The sequence below is a fragment of the Janthinobacterium sp. SUN176 genome (genome assembly GCF_030587335.1).
Classification (GTDB): Bacteria; Pseudomonadota; Gammaproteobacteria; order Burkholderiales; family Burkholderiaceae_D; genus Janthinobacterium; species Janthinobacterium kumbetense.
The window spans coordinates 338,189-353,272 of record NZ_JAPWIA010000001.1; the positions used below are offsets into that span (position 1 = coordinate 338,189).

At 61.9% G+C, this 15,084-nt stretch carries 11 protein-coding genes; 10 read left to right on the top strand and 1 reads right to left on the bottom strand.

All coding sequences use genetic code 11. From position 1 onward, the window contains the following. The first annotated feature begins 244 nt into the window (after nucleotides 1–244). From O3299_RS01650 to O3299_RS01670, 5 genes are all read left to right on the top strand, one after another. Complete coding sequence (locus O3299_RS01650; RefSeq protein WP_099664790.1) at nucleotides 245–1,678, top strand: amino acid permease; 1,434 nt, start codon at nucleotides 245–247, stop codon at nucleotides 1,676–1,678. Continuing rightward, nucleotides 1,671–2,897, top strand: coding sequence for a molybdopterin-dependent oxidoreductase (locus O3299_RS01655; protein WP_305061353.1), 1,227 nt, complete (start codon nucleotides 1,671–1,673; stop codon nucleotides 2,895–2,897). Before O3299_RS01650 ends, O3299_RS01655 begins: the two co-directional genes overlap by 8 nt. Nucleotides 2,898–2,907: 10 nt before the next feature. Further along, nucleotides 2,908–3,522, top strand: a complete 615-nt coding sequence (locus O3299_RS01660) for a c-type cytochrome (protein WP_099664788.1) — start codon at nucleotides 2,908–2,910, stop codon at nucleotides 3,520–3,522. A 298-nt stretch (nucleotides 3,523–3,820) separates the two neighbouring features. Then, the gene (locus O3299_RS01665) at nucleotides 3,821–5,272 is read left to right on the top strand and encodes a glycoside hydrolase family 19 protein (protein ID WP_305061354.1); all 1,452 of its coding nucleotides are present in this window, start codon (nucleotides 3,821–3,823) and stop codon (nucleotides 5,270–5,272) included. Between the two features lie 112 nt (nucleotides 5,273–5,384). After that, a complete protein-coding gene (locus O3299_RS01670) occupies nucleotides 5,385–7,763 on the top strand; it encodes a glycosyl hydrolase family 18 protein (protein WP_305061355.1) in 2,379 nt (792 codons plus the stop codon). Between the two features lie 79 nt (nucleotides 7,764–7,842). Here O3299_RS01670 and O3299_RS01675 read toward each other — a convergent pair whose 3' ends face one another. Further along, nucleotides 7,843–9,111: a carbohydrate porin gene (locus O3299_RS01675; RefSeq protein WP_305053421.1), complete on the bottom strand. Its 1,269-nt coding sequence runs from the start codon at nucleotides 9,109–9,111 to the stop codon at nucleotides 7,843–7,845. Nucleotides 9,112–9,421: 310 nt separating this feature from the next. Between O3299_RS01675 and O3299_RS01680 the strand changes: the two genes are divergently transcribed. The 5 genes from O3299_RS01680 (at nucleotide 9,422) to O3299_RS01700 (ending at nucleotide 15,081) form a co-directional block, all read left to right on the top strand. Next, nucleotides 9,422–10,726: a sugar ABC transporter substrate-binding protein gene (locus O3299_RS01680; RefSeq protein WP_099664784.1), complete on the top strand. Its 1,305-nt coding sequence runs from the start codon at nucleotides 9,422–9,424 to the stop codon at nucleotides 10,724–10,726. Between the two features lie 111 nt (nucleotides 10,727–10,837). Next, a complete protein-coding gene (locus O3299_RS01685; RefSeq protein ID WP_305061356.1) occupies nucleotides 10,838–11,698 on the top strand; it encodes a carbohydrate ABC transporter permease in 861 nt (286 codons plus the stop codon). A gap of 10 nt (nucleotides 11,699–11,708) precedes the next feature. Next, the gene (locus O3299_RS01690; RefSeq protein WP_034777945.1) at nucleotides 11,709–12,527 is read left to right on the top strand and encodes a carbohydrate ABC transporter permease; all 819 of its coding nucleotides are present in this window, start codon (nucleotides 11,709–11,711) and stop codon (nucleotides 12,525–12,527) included. 23 nt (nucleotides 12,528–12,550) lie between these two features. Then, nucleotides 12,551–13,600, top strand: a complete 1,050-nt coding sequence (locus O3299_RS01695; RefSeq protein ID WP_289916111.1) for an ABC transporter ATP-binding protein — start codon at nucleotides 12,551–12,553, stop codon at nucleotides 13,598–13,600. Then, the gene (locus tag O3299_RS01700) at nucleotides 13,600–15,081 is read left to right on the top strand and encodes a mannitol dehydrogenase family protein (protein WP_305061357.1); all 1,482 of its coding nucleotides are present in this window, start codon (nucleotides 13,600–13,602) and stop codon (nucleotides 15,079–15,081) included. Before O3299_RS01695 ends, O3299_RS01700 begins: the two co-directional genes overlap by 1 nt. Nucleotides 15,082–15,084 lie beyond the last annotated feature (3 nt).

Below are 15,084 nucleotides of genomic sequence, written 5' to 3' on the forward strand. Positions count from 1 at the left end.
GCCGCCGCTCCCTTTTTTTAATCCGCAATAAGCCGTACTTACCCTCCAGCGCGCTTGCCCCTTGGGCGCCGCGCCGGGCCGCTGCATTTCCAGATTGACTTATGGAATGCGGCCAACCAGACTGATTCACACGATGTATCGATGCTGCTTGACGGTGTTGCCTAAATAAAACAAAGCCGCGCGGCAAGAACAAGCCGCAGCAGGCAGGGCGCACCGAGCTTCAGAGATTTTCAGGAGACAAAACATGATTAGCGAATCGCATAACAGTACCGGCTTGCAGCACTCGCTCAAGCAACGCCACATGAGCATGATCGCCATCGGCGGCGTGATCGGCGCCGGCCTCTTTGTCGGCAGCGGCGTCATCGCCAAGGCCGCCGGCCCGGCCGCCATCCTTTCCTTCCTGCTCACGGGCGGCCTCGTCGTCCTGATCATGCGCATGCTGGGCGAGCTGGCCTCGTCCCTGCCCGTGGTCGGCTCCTTTTACGAATATGCGCGCCTGGCCTTCGACGACAAGCCGAAAGTGTCGAAATTCCTCGGCTTCATGAGCGGCTGGATGTACTGGTATTTCTGGGTCGTCGTCGTGGCCCTGGAAGCCATTGCCGGTGCGAAATTGGTCAACTTCTGGCTGCCCGACGTGCCGTCGTGGTCGATCAGCCTCGTGCTGCTCGTGTCGATGACCATCCTGAACCTGTTCTCCGTGAAGGCGTTTGGCGAATTCGAGTTCTGGTTCGCCTCGATCAAGGTGGTCGCCATCATCGTCTTCCTGTTTGTCGGCGCCTTGTTCATCACGGGAAGCTTGCCTAACAGCATCCCGACCCTGGGCTTTTTGACCAGCAACGGCGGCTTCATGCCGCATGGCTGGGGCCCCGTGCTCAGCGGCGCCGTCGCCGCCACGGCCTTTTATTCGGGCGCCGAAATCGTCACCATCGCCGCCGCCGAAACGTCGGACCCGGCCAAGGCCATCGCCCGCGCCACCAATTCCGTCATCACGCGCGTGCTGATGTTCTATGTGGGCTCCATGTTTGTCGTCGTTTGCATCGTGCCCTGGGATTCGCCGGCCATCGCCACGCCTTTCGTCAGCGCCCTGACCGTCATGAACATCCCGTACGCGGCCCACATCATGAATGCCATCATTTTGACGGCCGTGCTGTCGGCCTTGAATTCCAGCCTGTACGCCTCGTCGCGCATGATCTTTGCGCTGACGCGCCGCGGCGATGCGCCCACAGGCCTGGTTAAGCTGAGCAAGAACGGCGTGCCGATCCGCGCCATCCTGTTCAGCACCTTGTTTGCCTACTTCGCCATTGCCGTCTCGTATGTGTCGGCCGACCTCGTGTTCCCCTTCATCGTCAACTCTTACGGCATCCTGATCCTGTTTGTGTACCTGCTCATTGCGATATCTCAATTGCGTCTGCGTCGCCGCCTGGAACGCGAATGCCCGGAACGCATCAAGGTGCGCATGTGGCTGTTTCCTTACCTGACGTATTTCACCATCATCGCCATGCTGGTGATCCTGGGCGCCATGAGCGTGTCGTCCGATACGGAGCAGCGCGTGTCGTTCTGGTTCGGCCTGCTGAGCGTGGTCATCCTGAGCGTCATGTACTACATCAAGAAACTGGTCAACGATGACCGCAACGGCGGTGAGGCGGCCGACACCAAAGTGGAGCTCAAACATGTCTGACACGACCTTGTTGCCCGCAGGCCGGCGCCGCTTCCTGCGCACGACGGCCGCCCTGGGCGCCGCCGCAGTGGCGGGGCCTGGGTCAGCCTTGGCCGCTTCCGTCACCTTGCCGTTTGAAAACGGTGAACGCGAACTGGTGGCCTTCCCGCAAAAGCGCCCGCTGATTCTGCTGACCAGCCGTCCGCCCCAGCTGGAAACGCCGTTCGGCGTGTTCAATGAAGGCGCGATCACGCCCAATGATGCATTTTTCGTGCGTTATCACTGGAGCGGCTTGCCTACCAGCATAGACGGCGACAGCTACCGCCTGCGCATCGCCGGCCTCGTCAAGACGCCCTTGGAACTGTCGCTGGCGGAACTGAAGCAGCTGGCCGAGCCCGTCGACGTGGTGGCCGTGACGCAATGTTCTGGCAACAGCCGCGGCTTTTTTGCCCCCCGTGCGAATGGCGGACAGCTGGGCAATGGCGCCATGGGCAATGCCCGCTGGACGGGTATCCCCCTGAAAACCGTGCTGGAAAAGGCCGGTATCGCGGCCAGCGCCGTGCAAGTCGCCTTCAATGGCCTGGAAGCGCCGCCAGTGGGCGATGGTCCCGACTTTCAGAAAGCCTTGTCCGTCGAGCACATCATGGCGGGCGACGTCATGCTGGCCTGGGCCATGAATGGCGAAGACATTCCTTTCCTCAACGGCTATCCGCTGCGCCTGATTGTGCCAGGCTATTACGGCACTTACTGGGTCAAGCACTTGAGCGACATCACCGTGCTCGACAAGCCATTCGACGGTTTCTGGATGAGCACGGGCTACCGTATCCCCGACAACGGCTCCGGCTTCATCGAGCCGGGCGCGCCCGTGGGCAAGACGACGCCGATCAGCCGCCTCAACGTGCGCTCCTTCATTACCAGCGTGCAAGATGGCGCGCAAGTGAAGGCGGGACGCGACCTGGCCCTGCGCGGCATCGCGTTTGACAGCGGCCAGGGCATCAGCGAGGTGACCGTCTCGGTGGATGGCGGCCAGAGCTGGCAAGAAGCCAGGCTGGGCAAGGACCTGGGGCGCTTTTCGTTCCGCGAATGGACGATGGTCATGAAGGCGCCGCGCAAGGGCAAGCATGTGCTGATGGTGCGCGCAGTCAACCGCATTGGCCAGAGCCAGCCCATGAAAGCCCTGTGGAATCCCATGGGTTATATGCGCAACGTGGTGGAAACCACGCGCATCCAGGCAGTCTGAGGAGAACCATATGAAGATATTACTTGCCGCGCTGGCACTGTCGGCGGCGGGCGGCGCGTGCGCGCTGGACATCCACTTGCCGCCGGAAACGGCGACCTACAAACCCAGCGAATTGCCGGGCTACCAGCTGGTGCAGCGCAACTGCATGACGTGCCATGCGGCCCAGTACGCATCGACCCAGCCGCCCGCCTCGCCGCGCGCCTACTGGGAAGCGACCGTCAAGAAGATGAAAAAGCCGTTCGGCGCCCAGTTTGACGACGCGGACGTGCCGGCCATGGTCGATTACCTGGTGAAAACCTATGGCGCAGAGCGGGGCGCCGCCGTGCCTGCCGCCGCCGTCGCCAAGCCCGTGGCAGCCGCCGTCCCGGCTACCGGCGGCAAGGATGTCAAAAGCTTGCTGGCGGCGAACGGCTGCATGGCTTGCCACGCCCTCGACCAGAAAGTGGTCGGCCCCGGCTTTGCGGAAGTGGCGGCCAGGTACAAGGGCAAGGATGGCATCGCCGCCGTGGCGGCCAACATCCGCAGTGGCGGCGCCGGCAAATGGGGCCCCGTGCCCATGCCGCCGTTCAGCCAGCTCAGCGAAGCCGATGCGGCGACCCTGGCGAAATACGTGCTGAACAGATAAGTTCGTCTCAGACGCGCGGTGACCCTTAATACCACTTGCCGCCACCCGTCCTGCGCGGTATTGCCCGCTGCCATCATGCAGCGGGCTTTTTTTTACGTCCCCTATTCGCCGCTACCTCGCTTGCCAACGCGGCGGTTGCATGCACTGGTATTGTAAAAAACACCGTTATATAAAACCACTTGACTACCAATTTAGGGCGTCGCATTCTCTGTGCAGAAAGCCGACGCTTCGCTGTGCTTTCTTTACGTACAACATAAAAGCTACTTTGATAGTTTTCGTATAACGTTCAGGAGACATTGTGAAGACACGGCAAATTAGCCGGCTGGCCTCGCCTTTGATGGCTGGCCTGCTGGGCAGCGCGCTGCTCGCTTGCGGCGGCAATTCCACCACCGAACCCCCATCGACCCTGCTGGCCGCCACAGCCGCCAGCGACAATTGCGCGGCCTGGAGCGCCGCTGCCGTCTACACGGCGGGCCAGTGCGCTGTCTACGACGGCAAGGTGTACCGGGCCAAATGGTGGGTGCAGGGCACGGCGCCGAACAACGACCAGTGGGGACCGTGGAGCCTCGATAGCACCACGCCGACGCCGACTCCCACCCCGACACCGACGCCCACTCCAACACCCACTCCCACGCCGACACCCACGCCTACGCCCGGCATCCCCACCAAGGCCCAGGCCGAGGCCAACGAGGCGGCGCTGACGAATAACGATTTCTTTCGCAAGGTCAAGGCCTCGATCCGCACCCTGGGCAATGCGGCCGTCGAAGCCGTGCAGCCGGGCCTGGCCAGCAATCCGCTCAACGTCAAGCGGGTCGAGCGCCTGCTGCCGGCGGCGAAGTGGGATTACTATTTTGCCGCGCGCGACGCCAGCTATACGTACCAGCGCTTTCTGCAAGCGGTGGCCAAGTTCCCCGCCGTGTGCGACGACTACAGCGACGGGCGCAATGCGGACGCCATCTGCCGCCACAGCCTGGCGACCATGTTCGCCCACTTCGGGCAGGAAACGGGCGACCACAACGCCAGCAGCCCGCTGCCGCAATGGCGCCAGGGCTTGAAGTATTTGCGCGAACTGGGCTGCGACGAGACGGGCGCCGGCTGCGGCTACAACATCGAGTGCGCCGACCCCGTCTTCAACAAGGTGTGGACCTGCGGCAAGAACGCCGACGGCAGCTTCAAGAAGTATTTCGGCCGTGGCGCCAAGCAGCTGTCGTACAACTACAACTATGGGCCGTTTTCGCAAGCCATGCATGACGGCGATCAATCCGTGCTGCTGAAAAATCCGGACCTGGTGGCCTCGACGTGGCTGAACCTGGCGTCGGCCACGTTCTTCTTCGTCTATCCGCAACCGCCGAAACCGTCGATGCTGCATGTGCTCGATGGCACGTGGGTGCCGAACGCGGCCGATACGACGGCTGGCGCGGGCAATAACTTTGCCACCACCATCATGATCATCAACGCCGAATGCGGGCAGGGCACGGAAAAGCAGGCCGCGCAAAACCGCATCGATTACTACAAGCAATTTGCCGCCGACATGGGCTGGGATTATTCCGGCGAACAATTGTCATGCGCCAACATGCAGCGCTTCACCCCGGCCAGTTCCGCTTCCTACAACATCTATTGGGAAAAGAACTGGAGCGCGGGTGGCGAGAACCAATGCCAGCTGGTCAGTTACCAAACCCCGTACAGCGCCTTGCTGGCCGGAAACTACGTGAAATGCGTGGAAGCCAACTGGAATGTGAAGTTGCAGTAGCAGTAAATGCAGGAATAGCCGGCCAGGGATAACAGTTGACAAGAGCCCCTTCAGGGGCCTGCAACAGCTCACAACGTACAACCTGTACAACCATAACGGAGACCAATACAACATGAAATCGAATGCATTATTGATGGCCCTGCTCAGCGGCGTGCTCGTCGCTTGCGGCGGCGGCCAGGAAGGCACGACCGCCACGCCCAACACCTTGCTGGCCGCCGCGGAAGCGTGCGCCGTCTGGGATGCCGCCACCGTCTACACGGGCGGCCAGTGCGTGCTGTACCAGGGCGTCACCTACAAGGCCAAGTGGTGGACGCAGGGCAATGTCCCCAGCGCCACCGACCAGTGGGGCCCATGGGCCGTGACGGATACCCCGACGCCAACCCCGACGCCAACCCCGACACCGACCCCGACGCCAACGCCAACACCAACGCCAACACCGACACCGACCCCGACCCCAACGCCGACACCGACCCCGACGCCAACACCGACCCCAACGCCGACACCGACGCCAACCCCCACGGCTTGCCGTCCGGACGGCTTGATCTCGGCCGTGCCGAATGTGCCGTATTGCAAGGTGTACGACGCGAATGGCCGCGAAGTGCTGGGCAATGGCTTGAACCGGCGCATCGTCGGCTATTTCGCCAGCTGGCGCACGGGCGCCGATGGCAGCCCGACTTACCTGGTGAACAATTTGCCGTGGGACAAGATCACCCACTTGAACTATGCGTTTGCCTCCGTCGATCCGGCCACGTCAAAAATCGCCATCGGCAGCGGCGCGGCCAATCCCGATACGGGCCTCACGTGGCCAAACGTGCCTGCCGCCGCCATGGACCCGTCGCTGCCGTACAAGGGCCACTTCAACTTGCTGTCGCAATACAAGAAGAAGTACCCGGGCGTGAAACTGATGATTTCCGTGGGCGGCTGGGCCGGCAGCGGCGGCTTCTACACGGCCACGACGAACGCGGACGGCAGCATCAACACGGCCGGCATCAACACCCTGGCCGATTCCATGGTGGCCTTCGTGCGCCAATACAACTTCTTCGATGGCGTCGATGTCGATTACGAACATCCGACCACCAACAATGAAGCGGGCAATCCGAACGACTTCGCCGTCTCGAAGCCGCGCCTGGCGGGCTTGATGACGAGCTACAACGTGCTGCTGAAGGTGCTGCGCCAGAAGCTCGACGAAGCGGCCGTGCAGGACAATAAATATTACCTGCTGACCATCGCCGGCTCCGCCTCGGGCTGGGTCTTGCGGGGCGAGGAAAACATGTCGGGATTGAAATATCTCGATTACGCCAGCCTGATGTCGTATGACTTGCACGGCGCGTGGAACCAGTACGTGGGACCGAACGCGGCGCTGTTTGACGACGGCAACGACGGTGAGTTGCGCGCCGGTAACGCCTACCAGTTCCAGAACATCGGCTATCTGAACACGGACTGGGCCTACCGCTATTACCGTGGCGCCATGCAGGCGGGGCGCATCAATATCGGCGTGCCGTTCTACACGCGGGGCTGGAAGGATGTGACGGGTGGCACGAATGGCTTGTGGGGCACGACGCCGTTGATCAGTTCCACGGTCACCTGCGCCGGCACCAAGACGTGCGGCACGGGCGCCACTGGCATCGACAACGTGTGGTACGACCTGGATTCGCAGGGCAAACCGACGCCAGGCGGCGGCAATCCCATCTGGCATGCGTTGAACTTGCAGAACGGTATCGTGCCGAGCTACCTGGGTGCGTATAAAGTCACGGACAAGGCGCTGGTGGGCACGTATGTACCGTATTACAGCAGCACCATGGTGGCGCCGTGGCTGTGGAATGCGACCAAGAAAGTATTCATTTCCACGGAAACCACGCAGTCGATCGCGGCCAAGGCCCAGTACATCGTCAACAACAATATCGGCGGCGTAATGATCTGGGAAATGGCGGGCGACTATGCCTGGGATGCCACGCGCAACGGCGGCAAGGGCGAGTATTTCATGGGTACCACCCTGACGGACGTGCTGTACCAGGCCTTCCGCACGGCTGGCGCGTATGGCAACAAACGCGCCGAAATCGCCATGCCGGGCACGGCGGCCAACGTCAGCATCACCCTGGGGGGCTGGAAGCTGGGCGACAACAACTTTCCCATCAATCCGGTGATGACGGTGAAGAACAACACGGCTTCGACCTTGCCGGGCGGCACCGTGGTGGAGTTCGACTATCCCGTCTCGGCGCCGTCGGACATGAGCGACCAGTCCGGCTTCGGCTTGACGGTGATCAATGCCGGTTACACGGGGCCGAACAATATCGGCGGCTTCACGAAGAACTACAACCGGGCCCGCTTTGCGATTCCCGCCTGGCAATCGCTGGCGCCGGGCGGCTCCGTGGCGCTGACCTTGAATTACCGCTTGCCGATCTCGGGACCTGCCAACTACACGGTCACCGTGGGCGGCACCAAGTATGCGCTGACGCAAGAGTATCCGGAATTGCCGGTGGCCTTGCCGTAAGTTGAATCCGGTAATGTAAACAGAGAAGGGCGGAACCGCGGTTCCGCCCTTTTTGGTTTCTGGCGTTAGCTAAGCTGGCTTAAAACCAGGTTTCCACCTGGAAGCCGTACGAGGTGCCGCTGGTATTGTTGTTGTAGATCGGGCCGCCGTTGTTCGACGCATTGACCGAGGCGGTGGCCGCATCGTTCCATTTGCCGTAGGTCACGAAAGCGCGCAGTTCGGGACGCGACCACAGGCCAGGACCGGCCGAGATCGTCGGCGCGATGGTCAGCTTGGTCAGGCGCTTGGCCGGCAGGCCGCCCGCTTGCGTCACGCGGTCCGTGCCCAGTTCGCCCACCAGCTTGAAGTTGTCGGTGAACGCGTACACGGGACGCACGCCAACCGAGGTCCAGGTCGAGGAACCGTTGGCGTTCGACTCGTCTTTTTGCCACAGGGCAACGAATTCCATGCCGAAGTTGGCCATCGGCTGGATCGCCATGTCATTGAAGATACGCGTGCGTTTCACGTCCGAACCGAAATTGGTGTCGCCCGAAGCGCCGAACTGCGCGCCCTTGCCCGTGCCGGGACCGACGCCGTACTGCACGCCGAAGGTATTGCCGCCGCCAAACACTTTACCTTGGCGGTGGAATGCCGACAGCTGCCAGCCGTTATTGCGCTTGCCAGTGGCGACGTCATCCTTGCCTTCGCCGATGATGTAGGTCGCGGCCAGGTCCAGGGTGCCGTTTTCATTGACGGGAATCTCGCCGTAGATGAAGTTCTGACGCACGGCCGATTTGGTGTTGACGCCGCCGTTCGGCAACGCGACCTTGACGTCGTTGTCCTTGAAGAAAGCATACGAGAATTTACCCGGGCCAGCGGGAATGCGGTCCAGGCCGGCGCCCGTGCCGTTCATATTGATGTATTGCAAGTCCAACATGTGGATGTCAGGACGGTAGTAGAAGCGTTTACCGATCCAGGCCGTGCCGCCGTTCAGGAAATCGAGTCCCTGCGCTTCGACGTAGGCCTTGACGATGCCCAGCTTGTTGTCGCCGAAATCCGAGTTAGGCGCATAAGCGTTGACCCAGATGGTGGCCAGGTAGTTCACGCCGCCGGACTTGGCGATGGACTTGGTGTAGCCGAATTCCGTGTAGGCGTCGCACTCATTGCCCAGACGGTATTTCATGGTATTGCCACCCAGGCCGAAGCAGCCTTGCGAACCGCCGTCGCCCGACGTATTGCTGCCGGCGCCGGCGCGCAGGTAGCCGTGGAAGCCTTCGGAGTCGGATGGGTACATCGGGTCGGCCATGGCGGAAGCGCTGGCGATGGCGAGGAGCAGGGCAGGCAAGGTTTTCAATGCAGTGCGGTTCATGCGGTCTCCAGAAAAATGTAGGTGGTAGCGGTGGCGCCCCGGAAGGCTGTCACCGCACACGGTCTAATGCCGAAAACCAAGTCTAGCAGCGCTTTTTTAACCACCCTGATACAAAACGAACAAGTGACGATACTTTCTTTCAAAGTGTTGTTTTTATCCAATGTCGATACTCTTGCGCATAGTGGGCTTGCAAAGGAGTATCGAATTGCGGTTTTGGAGTATCAGAAAGTATCAAAGTCTGGTGCTACATTGTGGTCGTGGTGCTAAGTACCTGAGCATTGCCAACGACAAAAAACACTGGAGACACACAATGAAACGTTCCGCCATTGCCGCGCTGTGCGCCGGCTTCCTCAGTTCGTCCGCCTTCGCCGCAACCGACCTCGTCATCGCCACCGTCAACAATGGCCACATGATCGAAATGCAAAAGCTCAGCAAGTTCTTCGAGCAAGCCAATCCCGACATCAAGCTCAAATGGGTGACCCTGGAAGAGGGCGTCTTGCGCCAGCGCATGACCACCGATATTGCCACCAAGGGCGGCCAGTTCGACGTGATGACCATCGGCCTGTATGAAACGCCCATCTGGGGCAAGAAAAACTGGTTGATCCCCATCAAACCTGACGCCAAATACGATATCGACGACTTGCTGCCCGCCATACGCGAAGGCCTCTCCGGCGACGGCAAGCTGTACGCGTCGCCGTTCTATGGCGAAAGCTCGATGATCATGTACCGCAGCGACCTGGTCAAAAAGGCGGGCGTGACGATCGAGGACCGTCCTTCCTGGAACCAGTTGCGCGACGTGGCGGCCAAGCTGCACGATCCGGCCAACGGCGTGTACGGCATCTGCCTGCGCGGCAAGCCGGGTTGGGGCGACAACATGGCGCTGATCACCACCATGGCCAATTCCTATGGCGGCCAGTTGTTCGATATGCAATGGAAGCCGCAATTTACCAGCAAGCCGTGGAAAGACGCGGTGAACATGTATGTCGACCTGATGAAGAAATACGGCCCGCCGGGCGCGGCAGCCAACAGCTTCAATGAAAACCTGGCGCTGTTTAACCAGGGCAAATGCGGCATCTGGATCGACGCGACCATCGCCGCGTCCTTCATCACCGACCCCAAGCAAAGCAAGGTGGCCGACAAGGTGGCGTTCGCCCAGTCGCCCGTGGGCGTGACGGAGCGGGGCGCCAACTGGCTGTGGATATGGTCGCTCGCCATCCCGTCCAGCTCGAAGCACCCGAACGAGGCGCAGCGCTTCATCAACTGGGCCACCTCGCCCGACTACGTGAAACTGGTTGCCAAGGAAACGAGCTGGGCCAACGTGCCGACGGGCACGCGCAAGTCGACGTATGCGAGCCCCGAATTCCAGAAAGTGGCGAAATTTGCCGCCGCCGAAGGCAAGGCCCTGGCCACCACGCGCGCCGTGCAAAGCACCTTGCCGCCATCGCCATATGTGGGCGTGCAATTCGCGTCGATCCCCGAATTCCAGGTGATCGGCGTGGCGGCCGGCCAGCAGATGGCGGCGGCGTTGCTGGGCAAGGTGACGGTGGACCAGGCGCTGGAATTGTCGCAGCAGACGGCTGAACGCGAGATGCGCAAAGGAGGGTACTACAAGTAAGCCTGCTGCATAGTTTGCTTGCTCCAATAGCGTAAAGCCGGGGTCAGACCCGACGGGTCTGACCCCAGATTTTTGCCGGCGATTGTTCCTTCTTGCCCCAAGAGAAATCCTATGAAACGCATTATCCCCCGGACTTTGCTGACGCCGGCCGTGGTCTCCGTCTCCGTCATTTCCGTGATCCCGTTGCTGATCACCCTGTATTACGCGTTCGTGCGCTATTCGATGCTCGATCCCAGCGGCCATCCTTTCCATGGCCTGGCCAATTTCCACTTTTTCTTTACCGATGCCTCGTTCCTGCCGGCCCTGCAGAACACGTTTACCCTGCTGTTTTCCGTCATGCTGATCACGGTGGTGCTGGGCACGGCGCTGGGCTTGCTGATCAATGAAGCGTTTCCGGGGCGCGCCGTCGTGCGCGTGCTCTTGATTTCGCCGTTTCTCGTCATGCCGGCCGTGAATGCCCTGATGTGGAAGAACATGCTGCTTAACCCGATCTACGGCCTGTTCGCGCAGATCAGCCTGTTTTTTGGCGCCACGCCCGTCGACTGGCTGTCGGCCCACCCCCTGTTTTCCATCATCATGATGGTTTCGTGGCAATGGCTGCCGTTTGCCTGCCTGATCTTCATGACGGCGCTGCAATCGATGGACCGGGAACAGCTGGAAGCGGCGCGCATGGATGGTGCCACGTATCTGCAGCAGTTGCGTTACCTCTACATTCCCCACCTGGGACGCGCCGTCTCGGTGGTGCTGATGATCGAAATGATCTTCTTGCTGTCGATCTTTGCGGAAATCTTTACCACCACGGGCGGCGGTCCCGGCTTCGACACGACCACCATCACTTTCATGATTTACCAGCAGGCACTGCTGTCCTATGACGTGGGAGCGGCCTCGGCCGGCGCCCTGTTCGCCGTGCTCATCGCCAACATCGCCGCCTTCTTCCTGATGCGCGTCATCGGCAAGAATCTGTCGAAATAAGGAGACCTTGATGCATAGCAAACTTAACTTATATGGCCGCACGGCTGCCGCCTGGCTGTTCGCGCTGCTGCTGTTCTTCCCCATCTTCTGGCTGGGTCTGATGGCCTTCAAGACGGAAGGGCAAGCCATTTCCACGCCGCCGCTGCTGTTCTTCACACCCACGCTCGACAGCTTCCGCGAAGTGCTGGCGCGCGACAATTACTTCGGCTATGCGTGGAATTCGCTGTTTACCAGCGTGCTCTCGACGGCCATCGGCCTCTTGATTGCCATCCCGGCCGCGTACTCGATGGCTTTCTTTCCCACGGGCGGCACCATCGGTTTGCTGAAATTCATGCTCAGCTCACGTTACATGCCCGGCGTGGGCGCCTTGATGCCGATCTATATCTGCTACCAGTACTTCGGCCTGCTCGACACGCGCATCGGCCTGACCATCATGTTCATGCTGATGAATTTGCCCATCATGATCTGGCTGTTGTACACGAGCATGAAGGAGTTGCCGCGCGAAATCCTGGAAGCGTCGCGCATGGATGGCGCCACCGTGTGGGACGAATTCCGCCACGTCGTGCTGCCCCTGTCCGTGGGCGGCATCGCTTCCACGGCCCTCGTGTGCATGGTGTGGTCGTGGAATGAATCGTTCTGGTCGCTGAACCTGGGCGCTTCCAACGCGGGCACCCTGGCCTGGCTCATCGCATCATATTCGAGCCCGGAAGGCTTGTTCTGGGCGAAATTGTCGGCCGCTTCCCTGATGGCCATCGCGCCCATCATGGCGCTGGGCTGGTTCTGCCAGAAGCAGTTGGTCCAGGGTATGACCTTTGGCGCAGTCAAATAAACTACAGAATAGAGACACACATCATGGCTTACCTTCAACTGAGCAATATCGAGAAATTCTTTGGCGAGCACCGCGCCATCAAGGGCATCGACCTGGAGATCCGGCAGGGCGAGTTCGTCGTCTTCGTGGGACCGTCGGGTTGCGGTAAATCAACCCTGCTGCGCCTGATCGCGGGCCTCGAACCGATCGACGGCGGCAAGCTGTCGCTGGACGGGCGCGACATCACGGCGCTGCCATCGTCCAAGCGCGACCTGGCGATGGTGTTCCAGTCGTATGCGCTGTACCCGCACATGACGGTGTTCCAGAACATGTCGTTCGCGCTGAAGCTGGCCGGCGTCGATCCGGCCATCATCCGCGAAAAAGTCGACAAGGCGGCCGCCATCCTCGACCTGGGGAAGTACCTGGAGCGCACGCCCAAAGAATTGTCGGGCGGGCAGCGCCAGCGCGTGGCCATCGGCCGCGCCATCGTGCGCGACCCGAAAGTGTTCTTGTTCGATGAACCGTTGTCGAACCTCGACGCGGCCCTGCGCGTGCAGACGCGCATCGAGATCGCCAAGCTGCACCGCGAACTGGGCGCCACCACCATCTACGTCACGCACGACCAGGTCGAGGCGATGACCCTGGCCGACCGCGTGGTGGTGCTGCGCGACGGGCAGATCGAGCAGCATGGCTCGCCCCTGGAACTGTATGACCGTCCCGCCAATCGCTTCGTCGCGCAATTCATCGGCACGCCCAGCATGAACGTGGTGCCGGCCGACGCGGCGCCGCAGCTGCTGGCGCAGGCGGGCAGCGCGGCGCAGGCCGACGGTTTTGTCGGCATCCGCCCCGAGCACGTGCACCTGGGTGCGGCGCAGCCGGGCAGCGTGCCCGTCACCGTTGACCTGGTCGAATCGCTGGGCGTGGAAACCCTCACCTATGTGCGCCTGCCGAACAATGTGCAGGTGGTGTCGCGCGGCGCGGAGCGCAGCAGCCTGCAGCCGGGCCAGCAGACGCACCTGACGTTCGAGCCGGGCTTCGTGCATTATTTCGACCGCGCCGGCAAGACCTACGCGGCGGCGAAAGGAGTGCTGTAATGGACGCCATCGCCTTGAACCAGGCAAACCTGGCGCAGTTGCCAGGGACCGTGGCCGTGCCAGCGTTTGCGCGCGGCGCGCTCGTGCCCAGCATCGTGCATATCGGCGTGGGCGGTTTTTTTCGCGCCCACCAGGCCGTGTACCTCGACGACTTGCTGGCGCTCCAAGGCCAGGAGCATGCGCAGTGGGGCTATTGCGGCGTGGGCTTGCTGGCGCATGACGCGGCCATGCGCGACGCCATGCAGGCGCAGGATGGCTTGTACACGGTGGTCGAGCGCAGCGCGGCCGGCGATAGCGCGCGCATCATCGGCAGCATCGCCGAATACCTGTATGCGCCCGACGAGCCGCAGGCCGTGCTGGATAAGCTGGCCGACCCCGGCACGCGCATCGTCGCGCTGACCATCACGGAAGGCGGCTATTACGTGAACCAGGGCACGGGCGAGTTTGACGCCGGTCATGCCGACATTGCGTACGAACTGGCGCACCCGGAGGCGCCGCGCTGCTCGTTCGGCTACCTGGCCGCGGCGCTGGCCCTGCGCCACCAGCGTGGCCTGGCGCCGTTTACCATCATGTCCTGCGATAACCTGCAAAACAATGGCGACGTGACGCGCAAGATGCTGCTGGCCTTTGTCGCCCTGCGCGACGTGGAGCTGGCGCGCTGGCTGGCCACGCATGGCAGCTTCCCCAACAGCATGGTCGACCGCATCACGCCGGCCACCACGGATGAACACCGGGCGCTCGTGCGCGAGACCTTCGGCATCGTCGACGCCTGGCCCGTCGTGTGCGAGCCGTTCCGCCAGTGGGTCATCGAAGACGAATTCCCGCAGGGCCGGCCGGCCTGGGAACAGGTGGGCGCGCAGATGACGCACGACGTGCTGCCGTATGAAAAGATGAAGCTGCGCTTGCTCAATGCCAGCCACCAGGCCCTATGCTACATTGGCATGCAGCTCGGTTACACGTTTGCGCATGAAGCGATGGGTGACCCTGGCATCCGCGCGCTCGTGCGCCGCATGATGGATGACGAGGTCACGCCCTTGCTCGGCGAAGTGGAAGGCATACATCTGGACAGCTACAAAGACACCCTGATCGAGCGCTTCTCGAATCCGGCCGTGCGCGACCAGCTGGCGCGCATCGGCACGGAAGGTTCGGCGCGCATCCCGAAATTCGTGCTGCCGTCCGTGCGCGAAGCGCTGGCCCGGGGCGGCGCCATCACGCTGTTGGCGTTTACCGTGGCGTGCTGGTTCCGCTACCTGGAAGGCCACGACGAGCAGGGACGCGAGATGCCGCTGAACGATCCGTACGCGGTGCGCCTGCGCGCGCTGGCGCTGCAGGGCGGGTCGGACGCCGCGGCGCTGCTGTCCTTGCGCGAGCTGTTCGGCGACTTGAGCGACACACCGGCCTTCACGCAGGCGGTGGGGCAGTCGCTGGCCAGCCTGTATGGGCTGGGCGCGCGCGCGGCGCTGGAACAGATCGTCGCCTGACGG